The 22,156-nt window shown below is 68.9% G+C and carries 17 protein-coding genes, 1 tRNA gene and 1 riboswitch; of the genes, 8 read left to right on the forward strand and 10 right to left on the reverse strand.

The features are described from left to right. Positions 1-34 precede the first annotated feature (34 nt). Together IEY95_RS19620 and IEY95_RS19625 are read right to left on the reverse strand one after the other, a co-directional pair. A complete protein-coding gene (locus tag IEY95_RS19620) occupies positions 35-616 on the reverse strand; it encodes a hypothetical protein (protein WP_189187317.1) in 582 nt (193 codons plus the stop codon). Further along, complete coding sequence (locus tag IEY95_RS19625) at positions 613-3,486, reverse strand: hypothetical protein (protein ID WP_189187318.1); 2,874 nt, start codon at positions 3,484-3,486, stop codon at positions 613-615. The genes IEY95_RS19620 and IEY95_RS19625 overlap by 4 nt, the downstream gene beginning before the upstream one ends. A 128-nt stretch (positions 3,487-3,614) precedes the next feature. On the opposite strand from IEY95_RS19625, the gene IEY95_RS19630 reads away from it, so the two are divergent. Both IEY95_RS19630 and IEY95_RS19635 read left to right on the forward strand, forming a co-directional pair. Further along, the gene (locus IEY95_RS19630) at positions 3,615-4,304 is read left to right on the forward strand and encodes a hypothetical protein (protein ID WP_189187319.1); all 690 of its coding nucleotides are present in this window, start codon (positions 3,615-3,617) and stop codon (positions 4,302-4,304) included. Between the two features lie 48 nt (positions 4,305-4,352). Next, on the forward strand, positions 4,353-4,940 hold the full coding sequence (locus tag IEY95_RS19635; RefSeq protein ID WP_189187320.1) for a hypothetical protein: 588 nt from the start codon (positions 4,353-4,355) through the stop codon (positions 4,938-4,940). A gap of 287 nt (positions 4,941-5,227) precedes the next feature. On the opposite strand, the gene IEY95_RS19640 is transcribed toward IEY95_RS19635, so the two are convergent. The 4 genes from IEY95_RS19640 to IEY95_RS19655 form a co-directional block, all read right to left on the reverse strand. Next, on the reverse strand, positions 5,228-7,927 hold the full coding sequence (locus IEY95_RS19640; protein ID WP_189187321.1) for an ATP-binding protein: 2,700 nt from the start codon (positions 7,925-7,927) through the stop codon (positions 5,228-5,230). A 3-nt stretch (positions 7,928-7,930) separates the two neighbouring features. Continuing rightward, positions 7,931-8,482, reverse strand: coding sequence for a hypothetical protein (locus tag IEY95_RS19645; protein ID WP_189187322.1), 552 nt, complete (start codon positions 8,480-8,482; stop codon positions 7,931-7,933). Positions 8,483-8,555: 73 nt separating this feature from the next. Then, positions 8,556-8,849, reverse strand: a complete 294-nt coding sequence (locus IEY95_RS19650) for a TcpD family membrane protein (RefSeq protein WP_189187323.1) — start codon at positions 8,847-8,849, stop codon at positions 8,556-8,558. Positions 8,850-9,015: 166 nt separating this feature from the next. Continuing rightward, entirely contained in the window at positions 9,016-10,248 is a 1,233-nt protein-coding gene (locus tag IEY95_RS19655) for a conjugal transfer protein (protein WP_189187324.1), read from the reverse strand. Positions 10,249-11,454: 1,206 nt separating this feature from the next. Here IEY95_RS19655 and tyrS point away from each other — a divergent pair. Then, positions 11,455-12,876, forward strand: a complete 1,422-nt coding sequence (gene tyrS / locus IEY95_RS19660) for a tyrosine--tRNA ligase (protein WP_189187325.1) — start codon at positions 11,455-11,457, stop codon at positions 12,874-12,876. A gap of 231 nt (positions 12,877-13,107) precedes the next feature. On the opposite strand, the gene IEY95_RS19665 is transcribed toward tyrS, so the two are convergent. Then, positions 13,108-13,743, reverse strand: a complete 636-nt coding sequence (locus IEY95_RS19665) for a GTP cyclohydrolase II (RefSeq protein WP_189187326.1) — start codon at positions 13,741-13,743, stop codon at positions 13,108-13,110. A gap of 126 nt (positions 13,744-13,869) precedes the next feature. Then, positions 13,870-14,379, reverse strand: a complete 510-nt coding sequence (locus IEY95_RS19670) for a MarR family winged helix-turn-helix transcriptional regulator (RefSeq protein ID WP_189187327.1) — start codon at positions 14,377-14,379, stop codon at positions 13,870-13,872. A gap of 92 nt (positions 14,380-14,471) precedes the next feature. Here IEY95_RS19670 and IEY95_RS19675 point away from each other — a divergent pair, with 92 nt between their 5' ends. From IEY95_RS19675 to IEY95_RS19695, 5 genes are all read left to right on the forward strand, one after another. After that, entirely contained in the window at positions 14,472-15,617 is a 1,146-nt protein-coding gene (locus tag IEY95_RS19675; protein WP_189187328.1) for a dihydrofolate reductase family protein, read from the forward strand. A 93-nt stretch (positions 15,618-15,710) separates the two neighbouring features. After that, positions 15,711-15,784: transfer RNA gene (locus IEY95_RS19680), tRNA-Met, on the forward strand. 292 nt (positions 15,785-16,076) lie between these two features. Then, positions 16,077-17,135, forward strand: coding sequence for a PP2C family protein-serine/threonine phosphatase (locus tag IEY95_RS19685; RefSeq protein ID WP_229703162.1), 1,059 nt, complete (start codon positions 16,077-16,079; stop codon positions 17,133-17,135). 279 nt (positions 17,136-17,414) lie between these two features. After that, positions 17,415-17,571, forward strand: a riboswitch (cyclic di-AMP (ydaO/yuaA leader). Positions 17,572-17,582: 11 nt separating this feature from the next. Then, entirely contained in the window at positions 17,583-18,632 is a 1,050-nt protein-coding gene (locus tag IEY95_RS19690; RefSeq protein ID WP_189187330.1) for a M23 family metallopeptidase, read from the forward strand. 160 nt (positions 18,633-18,792) lie between these two features. Next, positions 18,793-19,737 (forward strand): aldo/keto reductase, encoded by a 945-nt coding sequence (locus tag IEY95_RS19695; protein ID WP_189187331.1) that lies wholly within the window; start codon positions 18,793-18,795, stop codon positions 19,735-19,737. 86 nt (positions 19,738-19,823) lie between these two features. On the opposite strand, the gene IEY95_RS19700 is transcribed toward IEY95_RS19695, so the two are convergent. Together IEY95_RS19700 and trmB are read right to left on the reverse strand one after the other, a co-directional pair. Continuing rightward, the gene (locus IEY95_RS19700; RefSeq protein ID WP_189187332.1) at positions 19,824-21,152 is read right to left on the reverse strand and encodes a PrsW family intramembrane metalloprotease; all 1,329 of its coding nucleotides are present in this window, start codon (positions 21,150-21,152) and stop codon (positions 19,824-19,826) included. A 133-nt stretch (positions 21,153-21,285) separates the two neighbouring features. Beyond that, positions 21,286-22,134 (reverse strand): tRNA (guanosine(46)-N7)-methyltransferase TrmB, encoded by an 849-nt coding sequence (gene trmB / locus IEY95_RS19705; RefSeq protein ID WP_189187333.1) that lies wholly within the window; start codon positions 22,132-22,134, stop codon positions 21,286-21,288. Between the last annotated feature and the right edge of the window lie 22 nt (positions 22,135-22,156).

The raw sequence follows: 22,156 nt of genomic DNA on the forward strand, positions 1-22,156 counted from the left end.
AGGGCTCGTCCTCGTCACACGCGCCACGGTGGCCTCACTCCTTGTCCAGGGTTACCGAGGTGACAGTCCATCCGTCGTCGCCGTCTTCCAGGCCGAGCGACAGCCGCAACGCACCCGTGGACTCCGAGTCGGCGGCGAAGTCCACGGTTACCTCCGTCTTGCCGGAGCTGTCCGTGTCCGGGTCGGGGTTCGGGTCGCCGACGGTCACCTCGGGCGTCTTCGTGCCGGAGGTCTTCGACAGATACGCCTCCCAGTCTTCGGGAAGCTGCTTCACCAGCTCCGCCCGGGTGGTCGGCGCGAGACGCGGCAGCCCTGCGGCGAACGCCTTGGGCGTGGTCCGGTCCGGGTCGAACCTGTAGTACGACATGGCGAACGCCTTCGCCACATCCTGAGGCGCCGCCTCGGTGCTCAGCGCCCCGCCGTACCCGCCCGAGATCATCGACTCGGGGCGGGGTACGTAGAGCGGCGCGACCGGACGGGCCGCCGGCTTCGCGGATTCGCCGGCGGCGGGCTGCGTCGCCGATGAACGCGTCCTGCTGGAGATGTTGTTCAGGACCAGACCGAGGACGACCAGAGCGATGAAGAAGGCGGCGATTTTTCGGCCCCGATGACTCATGCCCCGCCACCGCCGCCCGTGCCGGCCCGCTCACGGCCTGCCGCCTGGTGCACGGCCTGCAGTGCCATTTCGATCTGCGAGGCGGGCGACTTCATGTCGGCCAGTCGCTCCCGGAGATCATTGAGCGCGGTGGACATCGACGTCGCGACCGGTATCTGCTGAGCCAGCGACTCGACACGTTGCAGGAACTCCACCCGCCCGCGGGGCGTCAGCGCCTCCTCCGAGGGCTGGACCGGCAGCTCGTTGGCCACCTGCGAGATCACCTGGACGGTGACCTGTGAGTTGGCGGGCAGGCCGACGGCGTCGATCTTGTCGGGCAGTCCGTGCTGGGCGACCGCCTGGGCGGCGGAGAACCGGGCCGCCTCGGTGTGCGGACCGCCGGACTCGATCTGGACCGACAGGCTCCGCAGGGCGATGCCCGCCGAGTGGTTGTGATCGATGTTGGCGGCGTTCTGGTACAGGGACAGGACCCGGTCGAGGTTGGCCGAGGCCTGCTGCTGGGACATGCCGCTGCTGCTCAGCAGGTCTTCGCCGCGCTCGACCGGCCGGACGCGGCGCACGGCGTCGACACCGCCGGTCGCGCTGCGGCGCAGGTTGCTCGGGTGCAGCGGGTCGTCGGGGTGCCGGGCGCCGGTGCGCTGATCGCGCAATGAGTCGTAGTGCTGGCGTTCCAGGGCGGCCGCTCCGGCCATGTCGCCCTGACGGCGGCGTTCCGCGATCGCGTCGAGGGCCGGTGCGTGCGCCGCGTTCTGGACGTTCTTGGCGCGCCGGAGAGAGAGGCCTTCGCGAGCCGCCGCGCTCTGCTGGACGGCCCGGGTGGACGCCTGCTCGTCCCTGCGCTTCTCGGCGTTCTCGTAGCCCTCCTTGCCCGCGTCCTTCGCGGAGCCGAACTTGCCGATCGCGGAACGGGTACGCCGGCCCAGGTTGGGCGCGTTCTTGAGGACGCCCATGCCGGCCGCCTTGAATCCCTCGGCGGCCGACAGGCTCTTCCCGGAGGCCGAAGCCGCGGCGGACGCGCCCTTGACGGCAGCTCCGGCGGACATCGCCGCGGTGGCGCCGCCGGTGGCGACCGCGGCACCCACCTGGGCAGTGGTCTGCAGGGTCTTCTTCGCGAAGTCCGCGCCGACACCCACGATGGCGTCACCGGCGTCCTTGTTGCCCATCGCCATACCGGAGAGGGCGCGCATCGCAGGCTTGGCGTAGACGCCGAGCATGACGGTCATCAGCGCGCAGGTGAGGATCTTCAGCACCCAGTTCTGGTCTCCGCCGGGCGCCAGGATGAGGGTGTCCATATAGGTGACGATCACCAGGCCGAGACTCCAGCCGGCCTGCCGGAACAGGTTGGTCAGGAACAGCTCGCCCAGTTTGATCGCCGCGACCCGGGAGGGACCGGGGAAGATGCCGAGGAGCAGATAGAACGGCGCGAAGATCATCAGCGTGAACACGCCGAGCTTGGCCGCCAGCAGCATCGCGCAGATGAAGTACACCGACGCGTTGATGATGATGCCGCCCATGACGCTCATGGCGGCGGCGGAGATCCGTGCCGTGAAGTCGTTTCCGCTCGCGATGGAGATGACGTTCTCGTCCTCGGGCTTGACCTTGCGCTTGTCGTCCGAGAACCAGCCGGTGTCCTTGCCACCGAAGCACATGCGGAAGTTCTGGTCACCGGACTCATGACAGAGGTTGTTGCCCCACAGGTTCAGGTACGGCACCTTGTCGTCGAAGTCCCCGCCGCCCCAGATCTTGGAGCCGGACTTGGAGTCCGGGCCGACCTCGTCGTCCGTCCCGTTCCACTCGGTGATGCCGTTGACCACCTTGGCGCCGTCGTCGTCGATGTACCCGTCCGCCTTGATGCCGACGAACTGGGCGTTGAGCATCTCCGGGCCCCATTTGCTGGCCGCCTTGCCGTTGTTCCCGACCTGGCCGTACAGCCATGGCTGGTACACCAGGGGCACCCACAGCGCGTCCTGGATGCAGGAGGCGGCGCTGGCGCCGGTCTTGCTGTTGCACAGCGAGGTGTTGTCTGCGCCGCCGGTGGAGGGCAGTTCGGACAGGGACTGGAAGCCGGTGGACGTCACATCGCCCACGATGCTGTTGATCTTGCTTCCGGCCGCGGTCGGGTTGGCGTCGAACCAGAAGAACAGTCCGGTGATCAGCAGCATCCATGAGAAGCCCTTGAGGACGGCGGTGATCCGCCCTTGGGGGCCCCAGTTCTTGACGCCCAGATAGATGCCGCCGAGTGCTCCCACCAGCCCCAGGAACGGGGTGGCGACGTCCGACATGGCCCCGGCCACGTTGGCGATGGGCGTCTGCAGGAAGCTGAACGGGTCCTTGCCGAAGCACCAGGCGATCAGCGCCATGGTGAAGGTGGCGAACGTCTTCGAGAGGTTGAAGATCATGTTCGGCACGAAGTTGATGAACCGGTTGATCGAGAAGCAACCGGGTGTCCAGCCAAAGGTGTTCCAGGTCAGCCCTGACATCCCGTATCGGTGGTACGAGGGTTTGGGGCCGTCGTACGGCTTGTTCGCCTTGGGGATGTAGGTGGCGTACTCCGACGGAGGGATGGCCGTGTCCGGCTTGTACGTGCCGAAGAAGGCTTCGAGTCCAGAGCCGCGGTTCTCCGGAAAGGTGACGTTGAGCGGGCCGCACATCGAGATGATGTCGTCGCCGAGCGCCTGGGAGGGCGTGGCCATCGTGAACCAGAGGGTGAACGTGGACAGCACCGTCAGCAGGACGGCACCGACTCGGCGCTTGATGACACGCCGTCGGTCACGGGCCCCGCGCCCGGTGCGCCGGGCTCGCTTCGAGGCCGGGACGTCGCGGAAGGACGTCAGCCTGGTTCGGGCCTCAGCTGTCGAGGCGATGGCCATTCGGATCCCCCGGACTCCTAGGACTTTCACCTGATGTGTATATACGCTAGAGACGTTAGCACGCGTGTCTGACTGAACTGGCGGTGTTTCAGGGGCGCATGAGACAGAGGCGACAGGGCGGGTGGGCGATGGGACACGACTCCCGTGGGCGCGGCGGTGCGCGGTCGATCCATGACGCCGCCCTCGACAATCTGCGGCGCGGCACCAAGCCCGTGCTGTTCTTCTTCGCCGCCGTGTTCGGCGTGATGGCGCTCTTCACCCTCGGCGGCTTCGTCGTGGTCAAGCAGAACATGCCGACACCGCCCGCCGGTTCCGAGGACGGGGCCGCCGCGAGCGCCTCCCCGTCCCCCGGGTCCTCGTCCTCCGGTGGCGCCGATGTTTGGCGGGACCGGCTCGTCGCGTTCCTGACCGACGCCGCGGAGGCGGAGCAAGCCGGTTCCGACCGCTGGTTCCCGGGAGCCGCCGCGGAGACGGACGGACTCACCTACACCCCGCTGTCGTCCGCCGACCCGGGCGCGGACCGGCCGGACGGCCTGGCACGCGTGTCGTACCGCGGCCTGCCCGCCGCCGACGCCAAGGCCGTCCTCGCCGCCGTGTCCCGCGACGGAAAGGTGGTGCCGTCCAGCCTGGCCGTGTCCAAGTCCTCGGGCACGGACAAGAGCTGGACGCTGAGCTTCGTCGTCAAGACACGGTCGGCGAAGGGCAAGAGCGACGGCGACTGGCTGGAGGGCGAGGCGGAGGGCTACAGCAAGCCGTCCGGCGCCACGGTGATCCTCCGCCTCATCTACTCGGAGGCGAAGCCGGGTGTCGGCGGCTGACCCCGTGCTCGTACGAACAGATTCTGGATGCGGAACGGAGACGGTGTGTTGAAGGCAACGCGAACCAAGGGTGCGGTGGTCGCCGCGGCGGCGGTGCTGGCGCTCGCCGGCTGCGGGAGCGACAGCGACGGCGGATCCGGTTCGAAGAACGGCGCGTCCTCCTCGCCGACCGTCCAGGCGGACCCTTACCTGCACGCGCCTTGGCGGATGCAGGTCGTCAACCTGCTCGACGCGTTGCGGACTCCGCAGGACGGCACCTACCGCGCCTGGATGTCGGACAGCGCCGCACACTCGTTGAGCAGCTTCGACTACACCCCGCGCAGCGCGGGCGAGCCGGGCTGGGACGACCGGGATTACGAAGGGTCCGCCATGGTCTACCCGTCCCAGCTCAGCAAGACCGAGAAGAACGCCTTCTTCAAGGCGCTCACCCAGGACGACACGGTGATCGCCTCCACCCTCAAGGTCACACGTGCCGAACTGATCCCCCAGAGCGAGGACAAGCAGGACTACAAGTTCGTCTTCAAGGTGAAGACCACGGGCGGCAAGTGGCTCACCGGCCGCGCCTTCGGCAGCGGCGGACTTGAGTCCGCCGGCGGCCAGGTCAAAGCCCTCAACTACGACATCCCCAAGTCCTAGGGGGCTTCTGATGGATCTCCGCGGCGTCGCGACGCCCGGCACGCACTCTCGCCGCACCGGGCAAAAGCCCTAGTAGCTCCTCCCCCACGCTCGGCTTCGCTCGCGCGGGGGGACCCCCATCGAGGACTTCCGCCCGGCACGCCGAGAGCACGCACCGAACGCCGCTCCTTCTTCCACGGAGATCCATCAGAAACCCCCTAGCCACCGTCCCGAGCCCTCAGCCGGCCCCCGGCCCCCGCGGCCGGAACCGCCGTCGCAGGCGCCCCCGCGCCCGCGACGGCGCACCCTCACACCCCCAGCAATGCCTGCGGCGGCACCGGATCGTCGTCCTCGCCCGCCCCGTTGGCGTCGGAGCCAGGGGAGTCCCCCGTGGCCCCGCCCTTCTTCGCCTCGATCTCCCGGCGTGCGCCCGCGGCCTCCTCGCCGAAGATCTCGGCGATGATGCGGGTCATCTTCTCCGGGTCCTTCTCCGGGTTCGTGTCGAAGATGTCGAGGACGAAGTCGTAGATGAACTCGACTTTGACTCGGGCGAGTTTGCCGCCGCGGTCCTTGAAGACGCAGACGCCCTTCTGGCCGCCGCCCAGCGACAGGATGGTGCCGATGTTCGAGCCGTTGGCCTCGACGCCGAGGAACTCGCAGGTCTTCTCGGCCTCCTCCTTCGACGTCGTGCCGAAGGCCCAGACGCCGGTGACGAAACTGGAGTCGAAGTCGCCGGCGGACTGCGAGATCAGCCGCAGGAAGGTGTTGCGGGAGCGGCCCAGGCGCTTGATGCGGTCCACCAGGGTGCGGGCCCGGGGGTTGTCCTTGCTGGTGTGCCACTCGTCCCAGGTGATCGCCTTGGGAATCGCGGGATCGAGGGTGGCCATGATGTTCCAGGTGTTGTCCGCCATCAGACCGGAGATCACGTCCGAGAGCAGCTCGCGCTCCGACATCATCTCCGGCGGCTTGCCCGGGTCCGGCATCTGGAGCCCGAGGGTGCAGAAGATGACCGTGTAGCCGACGGGGATGCGGAAGGGCTGCGGGGCCCGGCCGAAGACCAACTGGCCGAGCTTGGTGCGGGACACCTCGCGGTAGCGGCGACCGGGAGGGCCGGAGAACTGCCGGCAGCGCTCCTGGTTGATGTTGGTGGGTGAGGGCGGCAGTTTCTCCCAGGCCTCCAGGATCTCCACCACGCGCATGAGGTACGTGGAGCCGTGGCCCTCCGCGATGGCAGCACCGACAGCCTGGCGGATCACGTCGCCGAAGTCGCTGCCGTTCTGGCCCGCCAGCAGGTCGGGAACCAGCCGCAGCAGCGTCTCGCGCATCAGCTGCGCGGCGTCCTCCGGGGTCTCCGCCTGGGCGGCGGGGTCGAGCATGCCCGGGTCGGCGTCGTAGACGTTGACACAGATGATCTTGTCGGGGTTGAGGCCCAGTTCCTGGGCGTACTTCTTCAGGACCAGATAGTCGCCCTTCGGGTCCCACACCACCTGGGTGATGCCGCGCAGGGCGTCCTCCCAGACCGGCTTGAGACCGCGGCTGACGGTCTTGCCGCCGCCGGGGTCGCCCGGCACGCCCTCGGTCGGAGCCAGCTGCGACTGGGTCGCGTAGAGCATGTGGTCGACGAAGACGGGCTCTGCCGGCAGTCCGCCGGCGCCGATCGTGTAGCCCTGGTACAGCCCCTCGCCGTCGCCGACCGACGGCGAGATGTGCGGCATGCCGGCGGCGAGATAGTCCAGCGGTACGCGCCGGATGTAGTCGCTGTCGAGAGGGCGGCCGCCGGGCAGCGACTCGTAGAAGAAGAACTTCTGGTGGGTGGGCGGAGCGTCCACCGTGTAGCCGGCCTCGCGCATGGTCCGCACGAAATCGCGGGCGTTCTCACGGAGTTCGTCCCGGTCGGTGGCGGCGATGCCGAACAGCGCGCGCATCCGGATGAACGGAGTGCGGTGATGGTCCACCAGATACTTCATCTGGGTGGCCAGTTCACGCTTCTGATGGTAAGTCAGATCGGTGGAGACGCCCGCTTCCTTGTCGTTGAAGAACTGCTCCTCGACATTGCGCAGCGCCTTGTCCGCGTCCTTGCGGGTGTCGGCCAGCTCCTGGATCTCGAAGCCGATGGACTGCACGACGGGGAACGGCAGCGCGTCCGTACTGTGCAGCCACAGCGTGCCGGGGAAGTTCACCTCCTCGGGGCCGAGCGAGAAGGCGTACCAGAGCTGGTACGAGGTGCCGGTGACCGTCTCGTGACGCAGGCACTTGTAGTCGTACTTGCCGATCCGGCCCAGCGGCTCCCGGGTGAGTTCTCCGCCGCACAGCGCCTGCAGCTCCCCGGGCCCGTACCGCTGCGGTGTCGTCGCGGCCGGGTCGGGGGCCGGCAGGCCCGGATGAGTGAGGTGAAGCAGCAGCATCTCCGCCTCCTGCCGGCCCACCGGCTGGCAGCGCAGCGGGGATCCGGCCAGGGTGTTGCGGATGTCGCCGGCCTGGTCGTGCCACACCTCGATCTCTTCGAGCGGCGGCATCTCGTCATCGAGGTCGAGCGGCTTCCTGACCTGTTCCCACATGCGCTGCACGCGGCCCCAGGCGCCGTTGTAGGAGGCCCGGTCGCCGAGTCGCACCGCGAGGTAGACCCGCTTGATGGGCCAGGCCGCGTCGTTGATCCGGTTGCGGGTGTCGGTGAGCAGGGAGGACCAGCCGGGCGCCGGGATGCCGTGGCTCTGCGTCCGCTTGTCCAGTCGCTGTGACCAGAGGTCGGCGTTGAACGGGAATTCCGTCGTGATCAGGCGGGTCTGATGGGCCACCCCGCGGGGCAGGCCGGACAGACAGGCGTACACCTGGGCGAGTCCGGCCCGCTTGTCGAGCGGGCTCATCAGCTCCCAGCTGCGGGTGGGCACGCTCACCAGGGTGTAGGCCCCGTCCCCGTCCAGCAGGATCTTGTCGTCGAGGTAGCGGTAGCCGATACGGGACGGTGCCTGGTAGCCGTCCGGTATGAGGCGGGAGACGGCGTTCTTCACCGGTCAGGCCTTCCTAGCGCTGGTTGCCGGGGAGTCCTGCTCCGCGGCGGGCGGCGGTACGGGCACGGCAGCGAATCCGTTGGGCAGGGGTGTCGTGGGGGCCAGTCCGGGCAGCAGGTCGGTACGGGCCCGCCACACCACGATGCGGTACGCCGCCGCCCCGTGCCCCTTGCGGACCGGAACCCCCTTGCGGTGCACGGGATCGTCCATCCAGTCCCGTATCAGCGCCCGGATCAGGCCGAAGATGCCGAGGTTGTGGCGCACCGGGCGGCGGGACAGAGCGACCGCGAAGATCGGCGGCACGAACAGGATGAAGAGATAGGGGATACCGACCGGGGCCTTTGTGCCGAACAGGTGCGCCACCACCTTGATGGGCGGGGCGAGGATCATGTTGTAGGCCGTGATCCACAGGACGAGGGTGAGGGCGAAGACTTTGATGTCATCGACGAACAGCCCTTCCTTCAGTGGGACGTTCGCCTTGCCGATCTTGCGAAGCGCCTTCTTGACCTTGAACGCCTCGGTGTAGTCCCGCAGTGTGACGGTCTCGTCGCTCATCGTCCCTCACCCTCTCCGGCGGATGCTCAGCCGGCCCCGTGGACCGGATCAGGAGTCGTGACACGTGGGCCGATCACGAGTTGAAGATCGGGTTCCAGACGTTGTCCTTGATGAACTTGCCGCCCTGGGTCAGCAGGGCCTCGGGGCTGTCGACGATCATGAACGTGAAGCTGCCTATCAGCAGGATGGTGGCGACGACCATCCACTTGCGCTGCGCCTGGGTGAAGAAGGCGGCGACGACCGCGAAGACGACCGTGGCGGCGAGGATGGACTTGCCGATGGTGCTCGTCTTGGTGGTGATCTGGTTGGCGTCCGCGAGGTAGACGTGAGCGTCGGCGGGCATGGCCCGGAGCACGTGGTTGAGCATGTGAGTGTCCTGTTTCCTGTCTGCAGGGCGCGTATGGGTCGACGTACTCGCGCGAACTGATCGTATATACACAAGCTGGATGCGGCATGCGAATAAGCCCAGTTGGGGCCGGTTGGCCTGCTGTGGGCCGCCGTCCGCGATCTCGCTCTCTATGTATAGACGGTCATCACGGGGTAGCGGATGCTGTGGAGCCCGGCTGTTGCACGTCTGTAGATCTTGTTGCACTGGGGTAAGGAGCGGGACTCTGCGAGTACATGCCGCCCGTGCCCTTCGAGGGCTGGACGTCCGGCAGTTGGTCGCCGCCGACGGTGCCCACCGCGGGTGTCGGGTCCGAGGCGAAGTACCACTGGCCGTCCTTCTTCACCACGACGACTTGGTACATCGACGTCTGGGAGGCCTTGCCGTCGGTGCTCAGCAGCGTGGTGGTGAAGGTGACCGTGCGCCGGTTGCCACTCTGGCCCTTGGCCGCCTCCGGCACGTAGACGGTGGAGATCGTCGGGCGCCCGCCCTCCTGGTCACCGGTGTAGGCGCCGCCGAGCCCGAAGGACGTGGTGCCGGGCAGCAGATAGCGTTTCAGGTTGACGGCGTCGCTCTGCGCCCAGGCGGCCATGAACGGCGGCAGGAGTTCCGACTGGAGGGTGTGCGCGAGATCCGAATCGTTGGACCCGCTCTGCGTGTTCTCCTTCGGAGGAGTGGTCAGGCCGGCGCACGGCACATAGACCGGCGCCGCGGTCAGCCCGAACGCGGTCGAACCGCCCCGCTGCACCGCGAAGACCGGCACGGCGATACAGCGCCAGGAGCCGTCCTGCACCTGCACGGTGGACCGGACGATCCCGCGGTTCTTGCCGGTGACCTGGACGTCGTCGCTCATCACCATGTCGATGACCGACTGCTCGCCCTCGCCGTTCCAGCCCATCTGGGCGTCGATGCCGTTGATGGCGTACGGCTCCAGCGCCTGGTTGCGGTCGTCGGTGTGGTCCGGGTCGTACGTGGCGAACACCTTCACCAGCGGCGCCGACCACAACACGGCCGCCCCGCGCGGGAAGTTGGACGCCGAGGACTTGACGCGCGCGTCGACCTCCGCCTGTACATCCGCCTTGCTGGCCTTGCCGTTCATCTTGACGAAGAGGAACAGCAGCAGCAGTACGGCGAGTGTGCCGAGCATGCGACGGAACAGGATCCCGCGTCGCGGGCCCGCCCACATCTGGGCGGAGGAGACGCTGCCGCGGTCCACGGACGACGTTGTCTTCGGCTTGGCGAAGGGGTTGTGGAACCAGCCGTTGCCCGTGGAGGCCTCGGCCTGCTTCCCCTTCTTGCCCTTCTTCGTCCCGTCGGCGCTTGCGGCGGCCTGCTCGGTGCCCTGTGCGGACGGAGACTCCGAAAGGCGGTGATCCGTCATGGGCGGGCGAGCGTGGGGGACTTGGTCACCCCCGCTGTATCCGTTTCCGTATCCACCGGCGGGTGCGGGGCCGCCGGTCTGCGCGGGTCCCGGCCCGGCCGCGGTCAGCCACGGATTGGGCGCCGCCGGCTCCGCCGCCTTCTTACGCCGAAACGGATTGCGCGACCGGCCTCCCGCGCGCCCGCCCTGCCGGATCAGCATCTCCTCCGTCAGCGCCGGCACCTGCTGCCGACCCTGTGCGTGCGCGTGCTGGGCGGGCTGCTGCCCGCCGGCTCCACTGGACTGCGGAGCATCACTGTGAGGTGGCTTCGCCACGGCTCCCCTTCCGCTGCCACCACTCTCCGGTACGGAAACGGCGCGCAGGCTCCCCCGACTACTGTCTAGACACAAGTACTATAGCCAGAGCGCCCGTGAAGTAGCGGGTCTGGAGCGTCAGTTGGTACGGAGGGCTTTCACCTGCGTGACGCGTCCAGCACCGCCCGGCGGTTGCTGTGACGTGCCTCACCTTCCCTTGATCAAGCTTCAAGGAGGGGATGGGGGTGAGCGGTCGCGCCTCGGCGACGTCCGAGCGGCCGAGGGATCCTCGCCCGGCGTCCCGCCCGGGTGGAGCCGCTGGTCCGCTGCCGATTCGGAGAATCGTCTGTCGGATCGTCCTCGGGGATCTCGACGCCTATAACGGTCGCGGGCGGTCGTGCGGAGATCTCTGATATCTCTGCCATCATGCGGCCGACCGTTATACGGCGACGCCGACCACAAACAAAACAGTCATCACTGGATTCGGAATGTCGGGTCCGCCGCATATGGCCACGGCCTTCCACATCATGAAAATGGTGCGCCTCCAGGACGGTGGGGAGAACATCCTGCGAAATCAGCGCGACCATGGTCAGGCCCTGACCAATGAGTACGTACGGTTCGCGCAGGGAGGCGAATCCCGTGACCTGGCCGTATTGCCCGTTTCCAGCTCATGCGCCGGATGACGTACTGCTCGCACGAGGATCTCGTACGCATCAATCAGGATCGCCTCGAAAGTAATCATCGATGGCAAGTGGAGAAGAAGCAGTTCGCCGACTTCCCGGTGCACGTCAAGGAAATGTGGTCGTGAATATGACTGGGCGAACAGCGGTGAAAAAAGGTAAGCGAGAGGTGTACCCGTTTGGATATGCTGCGCTGGTCCCGTGAGAGAGCATCGATTCATACAGGAACCCCATGACACGCCTTGGCGAATCCGAAGCGCGCGCCCTTGAACTACTCGCGCAGGACCTTTCCTCCGACAAGATCGTCGAGGACCTGCTGGCCGAGACCAGTGCCAGGCGTCAGCTCGACCTGTCCGACCTCGCCCCCGAGGAGCAGGCCGAGCTGATCGCCGGCCGCACCGTGGGTGTCCTGCCCTCGCTGGAGACGCTGACCTCCAAGATCGAGGGGGCGCGGTCCGAGGGGAGGCCGCTGCGCGTCAAGCTGGGCATCGATCCGACCTCGGCCGATGTTCACCTGGGCCACACCGTCCCGATGATCATCCTGAGCCGCTTCCAGCGGATGGGGCACACCGTGGTGCTCATCATCGGCGACATCACCGCGAAGATCGGCGACCCCTCGGGACGGTCCGACGAGCGGCCCCCGCTGACGGACGAGGACATCGCCAGGAATCTGTCGACCTACCGGGACCAGGTTTCCCCCTTCTTCGACTTCGAGAGGGCCGAGTTCCGCCACAACAGTGAGTGGCTCGCCGAAGTCCGGCTCCCCGAGCTCGTCGGAATCCTGTCGCAGATTCCCGTATCGATGTCCCTGCAGCGGGAGGACTTCCGTACCCGCCTCGCCCAGGGGCACGGTCTCGCGATGTCGGAGTTCATCTACGCCGTGGTGATGGCGATCGACTCGGTGAAGATCGACGCCGACATCGAACTCGGCGGTGTGGACCAGCTGCTCAACATGCAGATGGGCCGCAAGGTCATGGAGGTCTCCGGACAGAAGCCGCAGCTCGTCATCAGCATGCCGCTGATCGAGGGCACCGACGGCACCGGCGCCAAGATGAGCAAGAGCAAGGGCAACTACATCGCCTTGACGGCGAGCCCGGACGACATCTTCGGCAAGATCATGTCGATTCCGGACAGGCTGACCGTGCCGTACCTCAAGGCGTGGACCGAGTGGACGGACACCGAGGTGGACGCCGTCAACGCCCGCGTCGAGGACAAGTCCCTGCACCCGATGGACCTGAAGAAGATCGTCGCGGGTGAGGCGGTTGCCGCACTGCACGGTCAGGAGGCGGCGGCCGCGGCCCGGCGGCACTTCACCTCGCAGTTCTCCAAGCGCAGCTTCGGCGACGTGGACTCCCTGCCCGTCGTGGACGCCTCCCACGGCGCCGAGCCGGTCGCGGCCGTGCTGACCCAGGTACTGGAGTTCACGCCCAGCACGTCCGCGAGCCGCCGACTGGCCAAGCAGAACGCGCTGCGGGTGGTCGTGGAGACCGACGAGGGCCAGAAGACGGCGAACCTCTCGGAGGACGACATGGCGCGTCCCCTCCACGAGTCGGTCACCGCGGCCCTGACCGCCGCCGGTCTCGCCGGAACGGCCGGAGAGATCTTCCTCAAGGCGGGCCGCAAGGTGGCCAGGATCGAAGGCATCGAGGTCTGACTCCGCAGTGAACGTCAACACCGTCCTCGGCATCGCGGAGCATGTCGACGAGCTTCCCGACGTCGTGGCTCCGGGCGGGTGGCGCGAGCAGGGAACGATGCGGGATCAACCGGATGTCGGACCTCGTGTCCTGCTGCGAGGCGCGCGGCGTCTCCGGCATGGTCGTGGGCGATCAGTGGTTCCAGGCCCGCTCCCACAACGGGCCGCCGAATCCTGCGAGCTGACGGTGTCTCAGCCCGCCGTCAGCTCGGTCAGCTCCGGCAGCGGCAGTGTGTGCTGGGTCTGGAGGACCTTGGCGCGCAGATAGCGGACGTTGTGGGCCGTGGTGAAGACGCCGGTCGGGACGCGGTGGGAGACCGTGATGCCGAGGTCGCGGAGCTGGTCGGCCTTGTCGGGGTTGTTGGAGAGCAGATCCAGGGAGTCGATGCCGAGGGCCTGGAGCATCTGGGCGGCGGCCGTGTAGTCGCGGTCGTCCTCGGGCAGGCCCAGCGCGGCGTTGGCGGCGTAGGTGTCCAGGCCCTGGTCCTGGAGGGCGTACGCGTCGAGCTTGTTGTAGAGGCCGATGCCGCGGCCCTCCTGACGCAGGTACAGCAGCACGCCGCCCCGCTCCGCGATCTGTTCCACCGCCTCGCGCAGCTGCGGGCCGCAGTCGCAGCGGGCCGAGCCGAAGACATCGCCGGTCAGGCACTCGGAGTGCAGTCGCACCAGCGGGTCGGCCCCGGGCTCGCCGAGGACGACGGCCAGATGCTCCTTGTCGTCGGCGAGGCCGTGGAAGGTGACCAGCTCCGCGTCGACCGAGTAGCCGTCGCCGAAGCGCAGGGGGACCGTGACGCGGGTGCGCACGGTGGCGGTGGGGTAGTCGCGCATGTTGTCTCTCCCGGTCCGGTCCAGCGGGTTGGGGGTATTGCTTCAGATTTGAAGCATGTCGCTGCAGGGAGACAATACATGTGCTTTAAAGTTCAAGCAATGCGCTTTACCCGCCCCTCGCGTCCCTCACGATGTGGAGGAACGGCGCCGCCACGGCAGATCTTCCCTACAGGCCCCGGAATTTTCGCCCTGAATCGCTCGCGCGATGCTCTCGCAGATCTCCTCCAACTGCCCCACCTGCTCGGGCGTCAGATGGTCGAAGATCGCCGCCCGCACCGTCTCCACATGCCCCGGCGCCGTCCGCTCCAGGAGAGCCATGCCCTCGTCCGTGAGAACCGCGACATGGCCGCGCTTGTCGGTGGGGCAGCCCTCGCGCTGTACGGCGCCGTCGTTCTCCAGTCGCGTCACCGCGTACGTCAGCCGGCTGCGGGTGATCTTCAGTATCTCGGCGAGCTCGGTCATCCGCAGCCGCCGGTCCGGCGCCTCGGACAGCATGGCCAGGATGGAGTAGTAAAGGTGGGGCATGCCCGCCTCCGCCTGGAGCCGGCGGTCGATCGTGTCCTCCAGGAGCGAGGAGGCGGAGACGTACGAGCGCCAGGCGCGCTGTTCGGCGGGGGAGAGCCAGCGGGTCGTCATGTCACCAGTCTAGGTATTGTTTAAAACTTGAACCACTGTGTCGGGTCTCACCACAAAGGGTCGACCCACCACGAGCCGGAGGGTGCGCCCCCATGCCCCACCCCTACGTCCTGTTGTCCGCGGCCGTCTCGCTCGACGGCTTCCTGGACGACACCGGCCCCGAGCGGCTGCTGCTCTCGGGGCCGGCCGACTTCGACCGGGTCGACGAGGTGCGGGCGTCCAGCGACGCGATCCTGGTCGGCGCCGGCACCCTCCGCTCGGACAATCCCCGGCTCCTGGTCAACTCGGCCAGGCGGCGCGCGGCGCGGGTCGCCGACGGCCGTCCCGAGTACCCGCTGAAGGTCACCGTCAGCGGGTCCGGCGACCTCGACCCGGCGGCCCGGTTCTGGCACACGGGCGGCGAGAAGATCGTCTATACGACGGACCAGGGCGCCGCGAGGGCGACCGACGCCCTGCGCGGACTCGACGACGGGCTCGGCGTGGACATCGTGTCGACCGGTCCCGAGCTCGACTGGCGTGTGCTCCTGGAACACCTTCATGACGTACGCGGTGTGCGGCGTCTCATGGTCGAAGGGGGCGGGCGGGTTCACACCCAGCTGATGCGGGAGGGGCTCGCGGACGAGCTGCAGCTCGCCGTCGCGCCGCTCTTCGTCGGGGAGCCGGACGCGCCGCGGCTGTTCGGGCCCGGGGCCTATCCCCCCGGGCGGATGCGGCTGATGGAGACGCGTGCCGTCGGGGATGTCGTGCTCATCCGCTACGTCCCCACGGCGCCCGGCGTCGGGCGGCTCGCCGCGTCGGCGGACCGGCACTGGCTAACGCTCGCCTGCGAGCTGGCCGCACTGTGCCCGCCCTCGGAGACGGCGTTCAGTGTGGGCGCGGTGGTGGTGGCCGCCGATGGGACCGAGCTGGCGCGGGGGTACTCCCGTGAGGGCGGCGACTCCGTGGTGCACGCCGAGGAGGCGGCGCTCGCCAAGATCGACCCCGCCGATCCGCGCCTCGGCTCGGCCACGGTCTACAGCAGCCTGGAGCCGTGCGCCCGCCGGGCCTCCCGGCCGGCCCCGTGTGCCCGGCTGATTCTCGACGCGGGGGTACGGCGGGTGGTCACCGCCTGGCGGGAGCCCGACACGTTCGTCGCCGGTGCCGACGGCCATGGGCTCCTCGTGGCGGAGGGTGCCGACGTGGTCGTACTCCCGGAGTACGAGGAGCGGGCCAAGGAGCCCAACCGGCACCTTGTGTGAATCCCGCCGACACGTGCCGCTGGGGCCCGCAGGGGGGCGCGTTCAAGCGTGTGTGCTTCGGGTCCCGCGGATGGCGTACACTGATGTCAACGACGCGGGGTGGAGCAGCTCGGTAGCTCGCTGGGCTCATAACCCAGAGGTCGCAGGTTCAAATCCTGTCCCCGCTACTGAAGGCCAAGGGCCGGAACTCGGGTTCACGAGTTCCGGCCCTTGGTGTTTGCCGGCCACCACGGCTCCGCACACCCCCACCTCTCCGCGTCCCCCGGTCGGTCCACACCGGTCGCCCCCCGCCCCGGCTCCGGGAAACCTGGATGGGTGGGGCAGCGAACAGGCGAGCAGCGGGCCGAGGGCCCGTACGACCGGTCCGGTGGGCGGCTGCCCGGCGACCCCGTGCCCGACCCCGACGTCGGGGACACCCCGCCGCCCGGCCCCGCGGAAGCCGGTCGGCGCAGGATCTCGATGGCGCGGGCCCTCGTCCGGGCGCTCCCCGCGCTGCTCATCGTCGTCGGGGCCTTCTACGACTACTACACGCCGTCGGACTTCACCGCGGCCCCCCTCTTCACGGCCGCGCCGCTCGTGGCCGCACCCCTCTACTCACTGTGTGGCACGGTGCTCACCGGCCTCGCGGCCATCACCGCCGTGTTCACCATCCACATCAGGCTCGGCATCGTCCCGAACGTCGACTCGGTCACCGAAGTGGTCACGGTGGCGACGGCCGGCGTCCTGGCCGTCGTCATCAACATCCTCGTCCGCCGCAGCGACGCACGGCTCGCCACGGTCCGGGAGATCGCCGAGTCCGCCCAGCGCGCCGTGCTGCCGGAACCAGACGAGCGGATCGGCGGCCTCGAGGTCGCGGCGCGGTACGAGGCCGCGCAGGCGGACGCGTTCATCGGCGGGGACCTGTACGCGGTGCAGGACTCCCCGCACGGCGTACGCCTGGTCGTGGGCGACGTCCGCGGGAAGGGCATGGGCGCGGTGGCCGCCGTCGCCGTCGTCATCGGGGCGTTCCGGGAGGCGGCCGAGCAGGAGGCGACGCTGGAGGCCGTCGCGCAGCGCCTGGAGCGGGCGCTGGCGCGCGAGGGCACCCGGCGCGAGGGTCTCGATGCCTTCGAGGGGTTCACCACGGCCGTCCTCGCGGAGATCCCGCACGGCGAGGACGCCGTACGCATCGTCAACCGCGGCCATCCGCCGCCGCTGCTCCTGCACGCGGACGGCACGCTCGTCACGCTCGACGCCGAGGATCCCGCACTGCCGCTCGGCATGGGCGAGTTGGGCACGTGGCCCGACCGGGCGGTGCGGGCCGAGTTCCCGCGCGGCGCGACGCTGCTTCTCCACACCGACGGTCTGTCCGAAGCCCGCGACGAGCACGGGGGCTTCTACGATCCCGCCGCGCGCCTCGCGGGACGTGTCTTTCCCGGACCCGACGCCCTGCTGGCGGCCCTCGCCGAGGAGGTCCGCCGGCACACGGGCGACGGCACGACGGACGACATGGCGTTGCTTGCCGTGCGGCGTTCTTGACAGTCGCCCCTGCGGCTTGTGCGCGTCGTCCGTGCGGCGTTCTTGATCGTTGTCACAAGGGGTGATCGGACGGTGCCCCTCCGCATAACAACTGACACACCGTCAACTGAATTGAGGGTGATGGAGCGTGGTCAACTCGCCCGATTTAGGCCGGTGGTGCCCTCAAAGTCCTGGCCAAAAGCGTTAACGATCAGCCCGAACGACTTGGAATCCGGTACCCGGGTCTATTAACGTTCGATAACGCAGCGCGGTCGTCCCAGCCGTCACAAGAGGCGGCTCCGTGCGCACGCGCCGAATCCCGCAAGGGAACCGGGGAACCACCAACTTGGGGTGAATCGAGCGTCTTTCACGGCGGAGAAGCCGTGATGGACGCACGTAGGAGACCTTCCTGCTCCGAACCCGTCAGCTAACCCGGTAGGCGAGAAGGAAGGAAAGGAGCACGCCCACGTGGCGTCCAACCGGCCTGCCCAGCAAACCTCGTTCGCGCCCAACGACACACAGCCCTTCGGCTACGCGTACGGCAACGACGAGGGTCCCTGGGAGGAGTGGAATCCCACTGAGGATTCCGTCCGTCCCGTCCGCGGCCGGCACCGCGTCGGCAAGCAGCGCGGCGGAGGACTCGCCCGCAGCTCCACGGTTCTCGGCGTAGGCGTCATCGCCGCCGTCGGCGCGGGCGGCATGGCCACCGCGGCGCCCGGCAAGCCGCCTGTGTCGATCTCGCTGCCCGACCTCTCTTCGGTCACCGAATCCGCCAAGGCACTGATATCCGACGGCAGTTCCACTACGCCGAAGGGCTCCGCCACCCCGCTCACCAGCGCCGGTCTGACCACCTCCGACTCGGCACAGGGCACCACCGACGCGGGTGAGGCACTGCGCGCCCGCATCATGCAGCAGGCCGAGTCGCAGCAGGACCAGGTCGACAGCGCGGCCCAGGACGCCGCCGAGACCGCCGCCGCGAAGCAGGCCGCCGCGATCGCCGCCAAGCAGCAGGACGACGCCGCGGCCAAGGCCGCGGCCGCCAAGAAGAAGGCGGAGGAGGAGGCCAAGGCGAAGGCCGAGGCGAAGGCCGAGGCGGAGCGCCTCGCCGAGCTTGCCAAGAGCTACTCGCTGCCCACCTCCTCGTACACGCTGACCGGGCGCTTCGGCGACCCCGGCTCCATGTGGTCCTCCGGCTACCACACGGGCCTCGACTTCGCCGCGCCCACCGGGACGCTGATCAAGGCGATCCACGGCGGCACTGTCACGGAGGCGGGCTGGGCCGGCGCGTACGGCTACCGCACGGTCCTCACCCTCGACGACGGTACGGAGCTGTGGTTCTGCCACCAGTCGTCGATCAGCGTCAGCGTGGGCCAGAAGGTCACCACGGGTGACGTGATCGGGCGCGTGGGCGCGACGGGCAACGTCACCGGACCGCACCTGCACCTGGAGGTCCACCCCGGCGGCGGCGACGCGATCGACCCGATGGCGTGGCTGCGCAGCAAGGGCCTCACACCCTGACACGTACGTTCACCTGATACCCGGTGGTCCTGACGGCATCCCCCGACGTCAGGGCTGCCGGTCAGGCGTGTGCGGAGTCGCGCGCGGGGAGTCTTTCGTGCCATCGTCCGCGTAGTCGTGTGTGGAATACACCCATCCGGTAAGGGTGTTGAACTTGGGCATGACTTCTCTGCGCAAACTCGGTTCCTCCGACCTCGAGGTCTTCCCGCTCTCCCTCGGTGGCAATGTGTTCGGCTGGACCGCCGACGAGGCCCAGTCCTTCGCCGTGCTCGACGCGTACGCGGCCGTCGGCGGCAACTTCGTGGACACGGCCGACTCGTACTCGGCGTGGATCGAGGGCAACAAGGGCGGCGAGTCCGAGACCATCATCGGCAAGTGGCTCACGGCGCGCGGCAACCGCTCGGATGTCGTGGTCGCCACCAAGGTCAGCCAGCACCCCGAGTATCCGGGGCTGTCCGGCGTCAACATCAAGGCCGCGGCCGACGCGTCCCTGCGCCGTCTGGGCACCGACTACATCGACCTCTACTACACGCACTTCGACAAGCCCGAGGTGCCGGTCGAGGAGATCATCGGTGCGCTCGACGAGCTGGTGAAGGCGGGCAAGGTGCGTCACATCGCCGCGTCCAACATCTCGCCCGAGCGGCTCCAGGAGTCCCTGGAGTTCTCCGACCGCGAGGGCCTCGCGCGGTACGTCGCCCTCCAGCCGCACTACAACCTCGTGTCGCGCGATACCTACGAGGGCGCGCTGCGGGACATCGCCTCTCGCTCCGGTCTGGCGGCCGTCCCCTACTTCGCCCTCGCCGCCGGTTTCCTCACCGGTAAGTACCGGCCGGGGACGACGGTGGACTCGGCCCGGGCCCAGGGCGCGGCCAAGCACCTTGAGACGGAGCGGGGGCGTCGCGTGCTCGCCGCCCTCGACGAGGTCGCCCAGGCCCATGACGCCCCGGTCGCCACGGTCGCCCTCGCCTGGCTGGCCGCCCAGCCGACGGTCGTGGCGCCGATCGCTTCGGCGCGGACGCCTGAGCAGCTGCCGGCGCTGCTGGGGGTGGCGGACCTCGTCCTGACGGACGGGGAGCTGGGGAAGCTGACGGAGGCGTCGGCGTAACCGGGTGGTTTTTCGCCCCCTCCGCCCCTGCCCGTCCCGTACCGGCCTTCGGCTGCGCGTGGGTGGGGGCGGAGGGAGCGAAGGAACTACGAGCGGTACGGGTTGTACGCGGGATAGGGGGTGGCCGCGGGCCCGTACGTGTGGCTGTACGTGTACGCGTAGCCGTGGGCGGGCCACGGCGGGGGCACCGGGACCACCGGAGCCGTCGCCCGGGCCGCGTAGGACAGGGCCGGGCGGGCCACCTCCCGGCGGCGCCACAGCTCATCGAGCAACTCCCGCTCGCGCACGACGAAGTCGGCCCCTGCGCGCCCCCGCCGCCCCCGATGCCGTAGAAACGCCAGCGAGGTCGCGTACGCCTCGTACTCCGCGACCGAGCGAGCTGCGGCCTTCCCGAAGTGGTGCCCGGCCCACTCGCGGGCGAGCCGCCGCGCCCGCATCGAGCCGAGCACATACGGCTCGGGCGCGGTCAGCCACCCGGCGACGGCGTACGCGGGCAGTTCCTCGCGCACGGTGCGCAGCTCACGCTGTCGCGTCCAGATGGTCAGCCAGGTCAGCAGCCCGAACGCGGGCACCATGAACCCGGCGTACACCGCGAAGAACCCGTAGTCCCCGAAGCTCGACGAGCTGTTCCAGGCGGAGTGCATGCCCATGGCGAGCAGCAGTCCGGTGAGGGGGAGCAGGACGCGCCGCAGATGCCGGCGTTCGGCGGACAGGGCCGCGATGCCGAAGCCGATGCCGGTCAGCACGGTGAACAGAGGGTGCGCGAAGGGCGACATCACCACGCGGACGAAGAAGGTCGCGGCGGTGACGGAGGCCAGCCCGCGCTCGCCGCTGAGCTGGTCGGTGCCGAAGGCGGTGCCGAGGTAGAGGATGTTCTCGGTGAACGCGAAGCCGGTGGCGGTGACCCCGGCTATGACGACCCCGTCGACGATCCCGGTGAAGTCCCGTCTGCGGAAGAGGAAGACCAGCAGCACGGCCGCCGCCTTCGCGGACTCCTCGACGATGGGCGCTATGACGGTCGCGCCGAGGGTGTCGGCACTGGAGGGATCCGCGGTCGCGGTCGCTATCCATCTGGTCGCGAAGCTGTTGGCGACGATCGCGATGAGCGCGGCCGCGCAGGCGCCCCAGGCGAAGGAGAAGAGGAGGTTTCGCCAGGGCCCGGGCTCGACCCGGTCCAGCCACCGGAAGGCGGCTATCAGGAGCGGCACGGGGAACACGGCGAGGCCGAGGCCGACCAGAAAGCCCTCGGTGCCGGTCTGTTCGCGGACGAGGGCCAGGATCACGAGCCCGGAGATCGCGAGCAACGCGATCAGCGCGCCGTACCGCACCCATTTCCGCTGCCACCAGTGTGGGTGCCGCAGCGCACCGCCGGCGGGACCGCTGGGGTGCGTCGGGTACGGGGGAAAGGTGGCCACGGCATCGACCCTAACGAGGGAGGGGCGCAGCCCGCGACGGTGCCTGGTGCCGCCCCGGGGGTTCCGGAGAGACGTCCGAGAGACGCCCGCGGGGCTTCAGCGGGCTTCAGCCGTCGACGGATTGCGGGTCCGGTTACTGGTCCGGTTGCTGGTCCGGGTGGTCTACGGGGTGCTGTACGCGCCGGAACAGAAGGTCGTTCACCACATGACCCTTGTCCAGTCCCTGGCCCTCGAAACGGGTCAGCGGCCGGAAGTCCGGACGTGGCGCGTAACCGCCGTCGGGCTGGGTGTTCTCGAAGTCGGGGTGCGCGGTCAGCACTTCGAGCATCTGTTCGGCATATGGCTCCCAGTCGGTCGCGCAGTGCACCAGGGCGCCCGGCTTGAGGCGGGTCGCGACGAGGCTGAGGAACTCCGGCTGGATCAGCCTCCGCTTGTGATGGCGCTTCTTGGGCCAGGGATCCGGGAAGTACACGCGCAGGCCGCTCAGCGACTCCGGCTGGAGCATCTCCCTGAGCAGGATGATCGCGTCGCCGTTGCCGACCCGGATGTTGGACAGACCGTTCCGGTCCGCGAGATTGAGCAGGTTGCCCTGTCCCGGGGTGTGCACATCCACGGCGAGGATGCCGGTCTCCGGGGCCTCGGCCGCCATCTGTGCGGTGGCCTCACCCATCCCGAACCCGATCTCGAGCACGACGGGCAGGTCGCTTCCGAACAGCTCCGCCAGGTCGATCCTGCGCTGCCCGTCGATGTCCAGCCCCCACTTGGGCCACAGCCGCTGCAGCGCGTCCGCCTGTCCGGTGGTCACCCGGCTTCGCCGCGGTTGGAAACTCCGGATCCGCCGCTCGAAGTGCGACCCGGCGGGGTCGGCCTTCGGTCCGTCGGGGAACCGGGGCTCCCCCTTGGCGCGGGTGTGACGCAGCGAGCCGCCGGTGGGTGGGACGGGCTGCGGCTCTTCGGGGGAGGTGAAGGAGGACTCAGACACAGTGGGGTCGATTTTACGGCGA

Source organism: Streptomyces albiflavescens (assembly GCF_014645835.1).
Taxonomy (GTDB): Bacteria; Actinomycetota; Actinomycetes; order Streptomycetales; family Streptomycetaceae; genus Streptomyces; species Streptomyces albiflavescens.

What these genes read in the sequence shown, in the direction of transcription:
- IEY95_RS19620 (WP_189187317.1), bottom strand. Translation starts at nt 616, where the DNA reads ATGAGTCATCGGGGCCGAAAAATCGCCGCCTTCTTCATCGCTCTGGTC.
- IEY95_RS19625 (WP_189187318.1), bottom strand. Translation starts at nt 3,486, where the DNA reads ATGGCCATCGCCTCGACAGCTGAGGCCCGAACCAGGCTGACGTCCTTC.
- IEY95_RS19630 (WP_189187319.1), top strand. Translation starts at nt 3,615, where the DNA reads ATGGGACACGACTCCCGTGGGCGCGGCGGTGCGCGGTCGATCCATGAC.
- IEY95_RS19645 (WP_189187322.1), bottom strand. Translation starts at nt 8,482, where the DNA reads ATGAGCGACGAGACCGTCACACTGCGGGACTACACCGAGGCGTTCAAG.
- IEY95_RS19650 (WP_189187323.1), bottom strand. Translation starts at nt 8,849, where the DNA reads ATGCTCAACCACGTGCTCCGGGCCATGCCCGCCGACGCTCACGTCTAC.
- IEY95_RS19655 (WP_189187324.1), bottom strand. Translation starts at nt 10,248, where the DNA reads ATGACGGATCACCGCCTTTCGGAGTCTCCGTCCGCACAGGGCACCGAG.
- tyrS (WP_189187325.1), top strand. Translation starts at nt 11,455, where the DNA reads ATGACACGCCTTGGCGAATCCGAAGCGCGCGCCCTTGAACTACTCGCG.
- IEY95_RS19665 (WP_189187326.1), bottom strand. Translation starts at nt 13,743, where the DNA reads ATGCGCGACTACCCCACCGCCACCGTGCGCACCCGCGTCACGGTCCCC.
- IEY95_RS19670 (WP_189187327.1), bottom strand. Translation starts at nt 14,379, where the DNA reads ATGACGACCCGCTGGCTCTCCCCCGCCGAACAGCGCGCCTGGCGCTCG.
- IEY95_RS19675 (WP_189187328.1), top strand. Translation starts at nt 14,472, where the DNA reads ATGCCCCACCCCTACGTCCTGTTGTCCGCGGCCGTCTCGCTCGACGGC.
- IEY95_RS19685 (WP_229703162.1), top strand. Translation starts at nt 16,077, where the DNA reads ATGGCGCGGGCCCTCGTCCGGGCGCTCCCCGCGCTGCTCATCGTCGTC.
- IEY95_RS19695 (WP_189187331.1), top strand. Translation starts at nt 18,793, where the DNA reads ATGACTTCTCTGCGCAAACTCGGTTCCTCCGACCTCGAGGTCTTCCCG.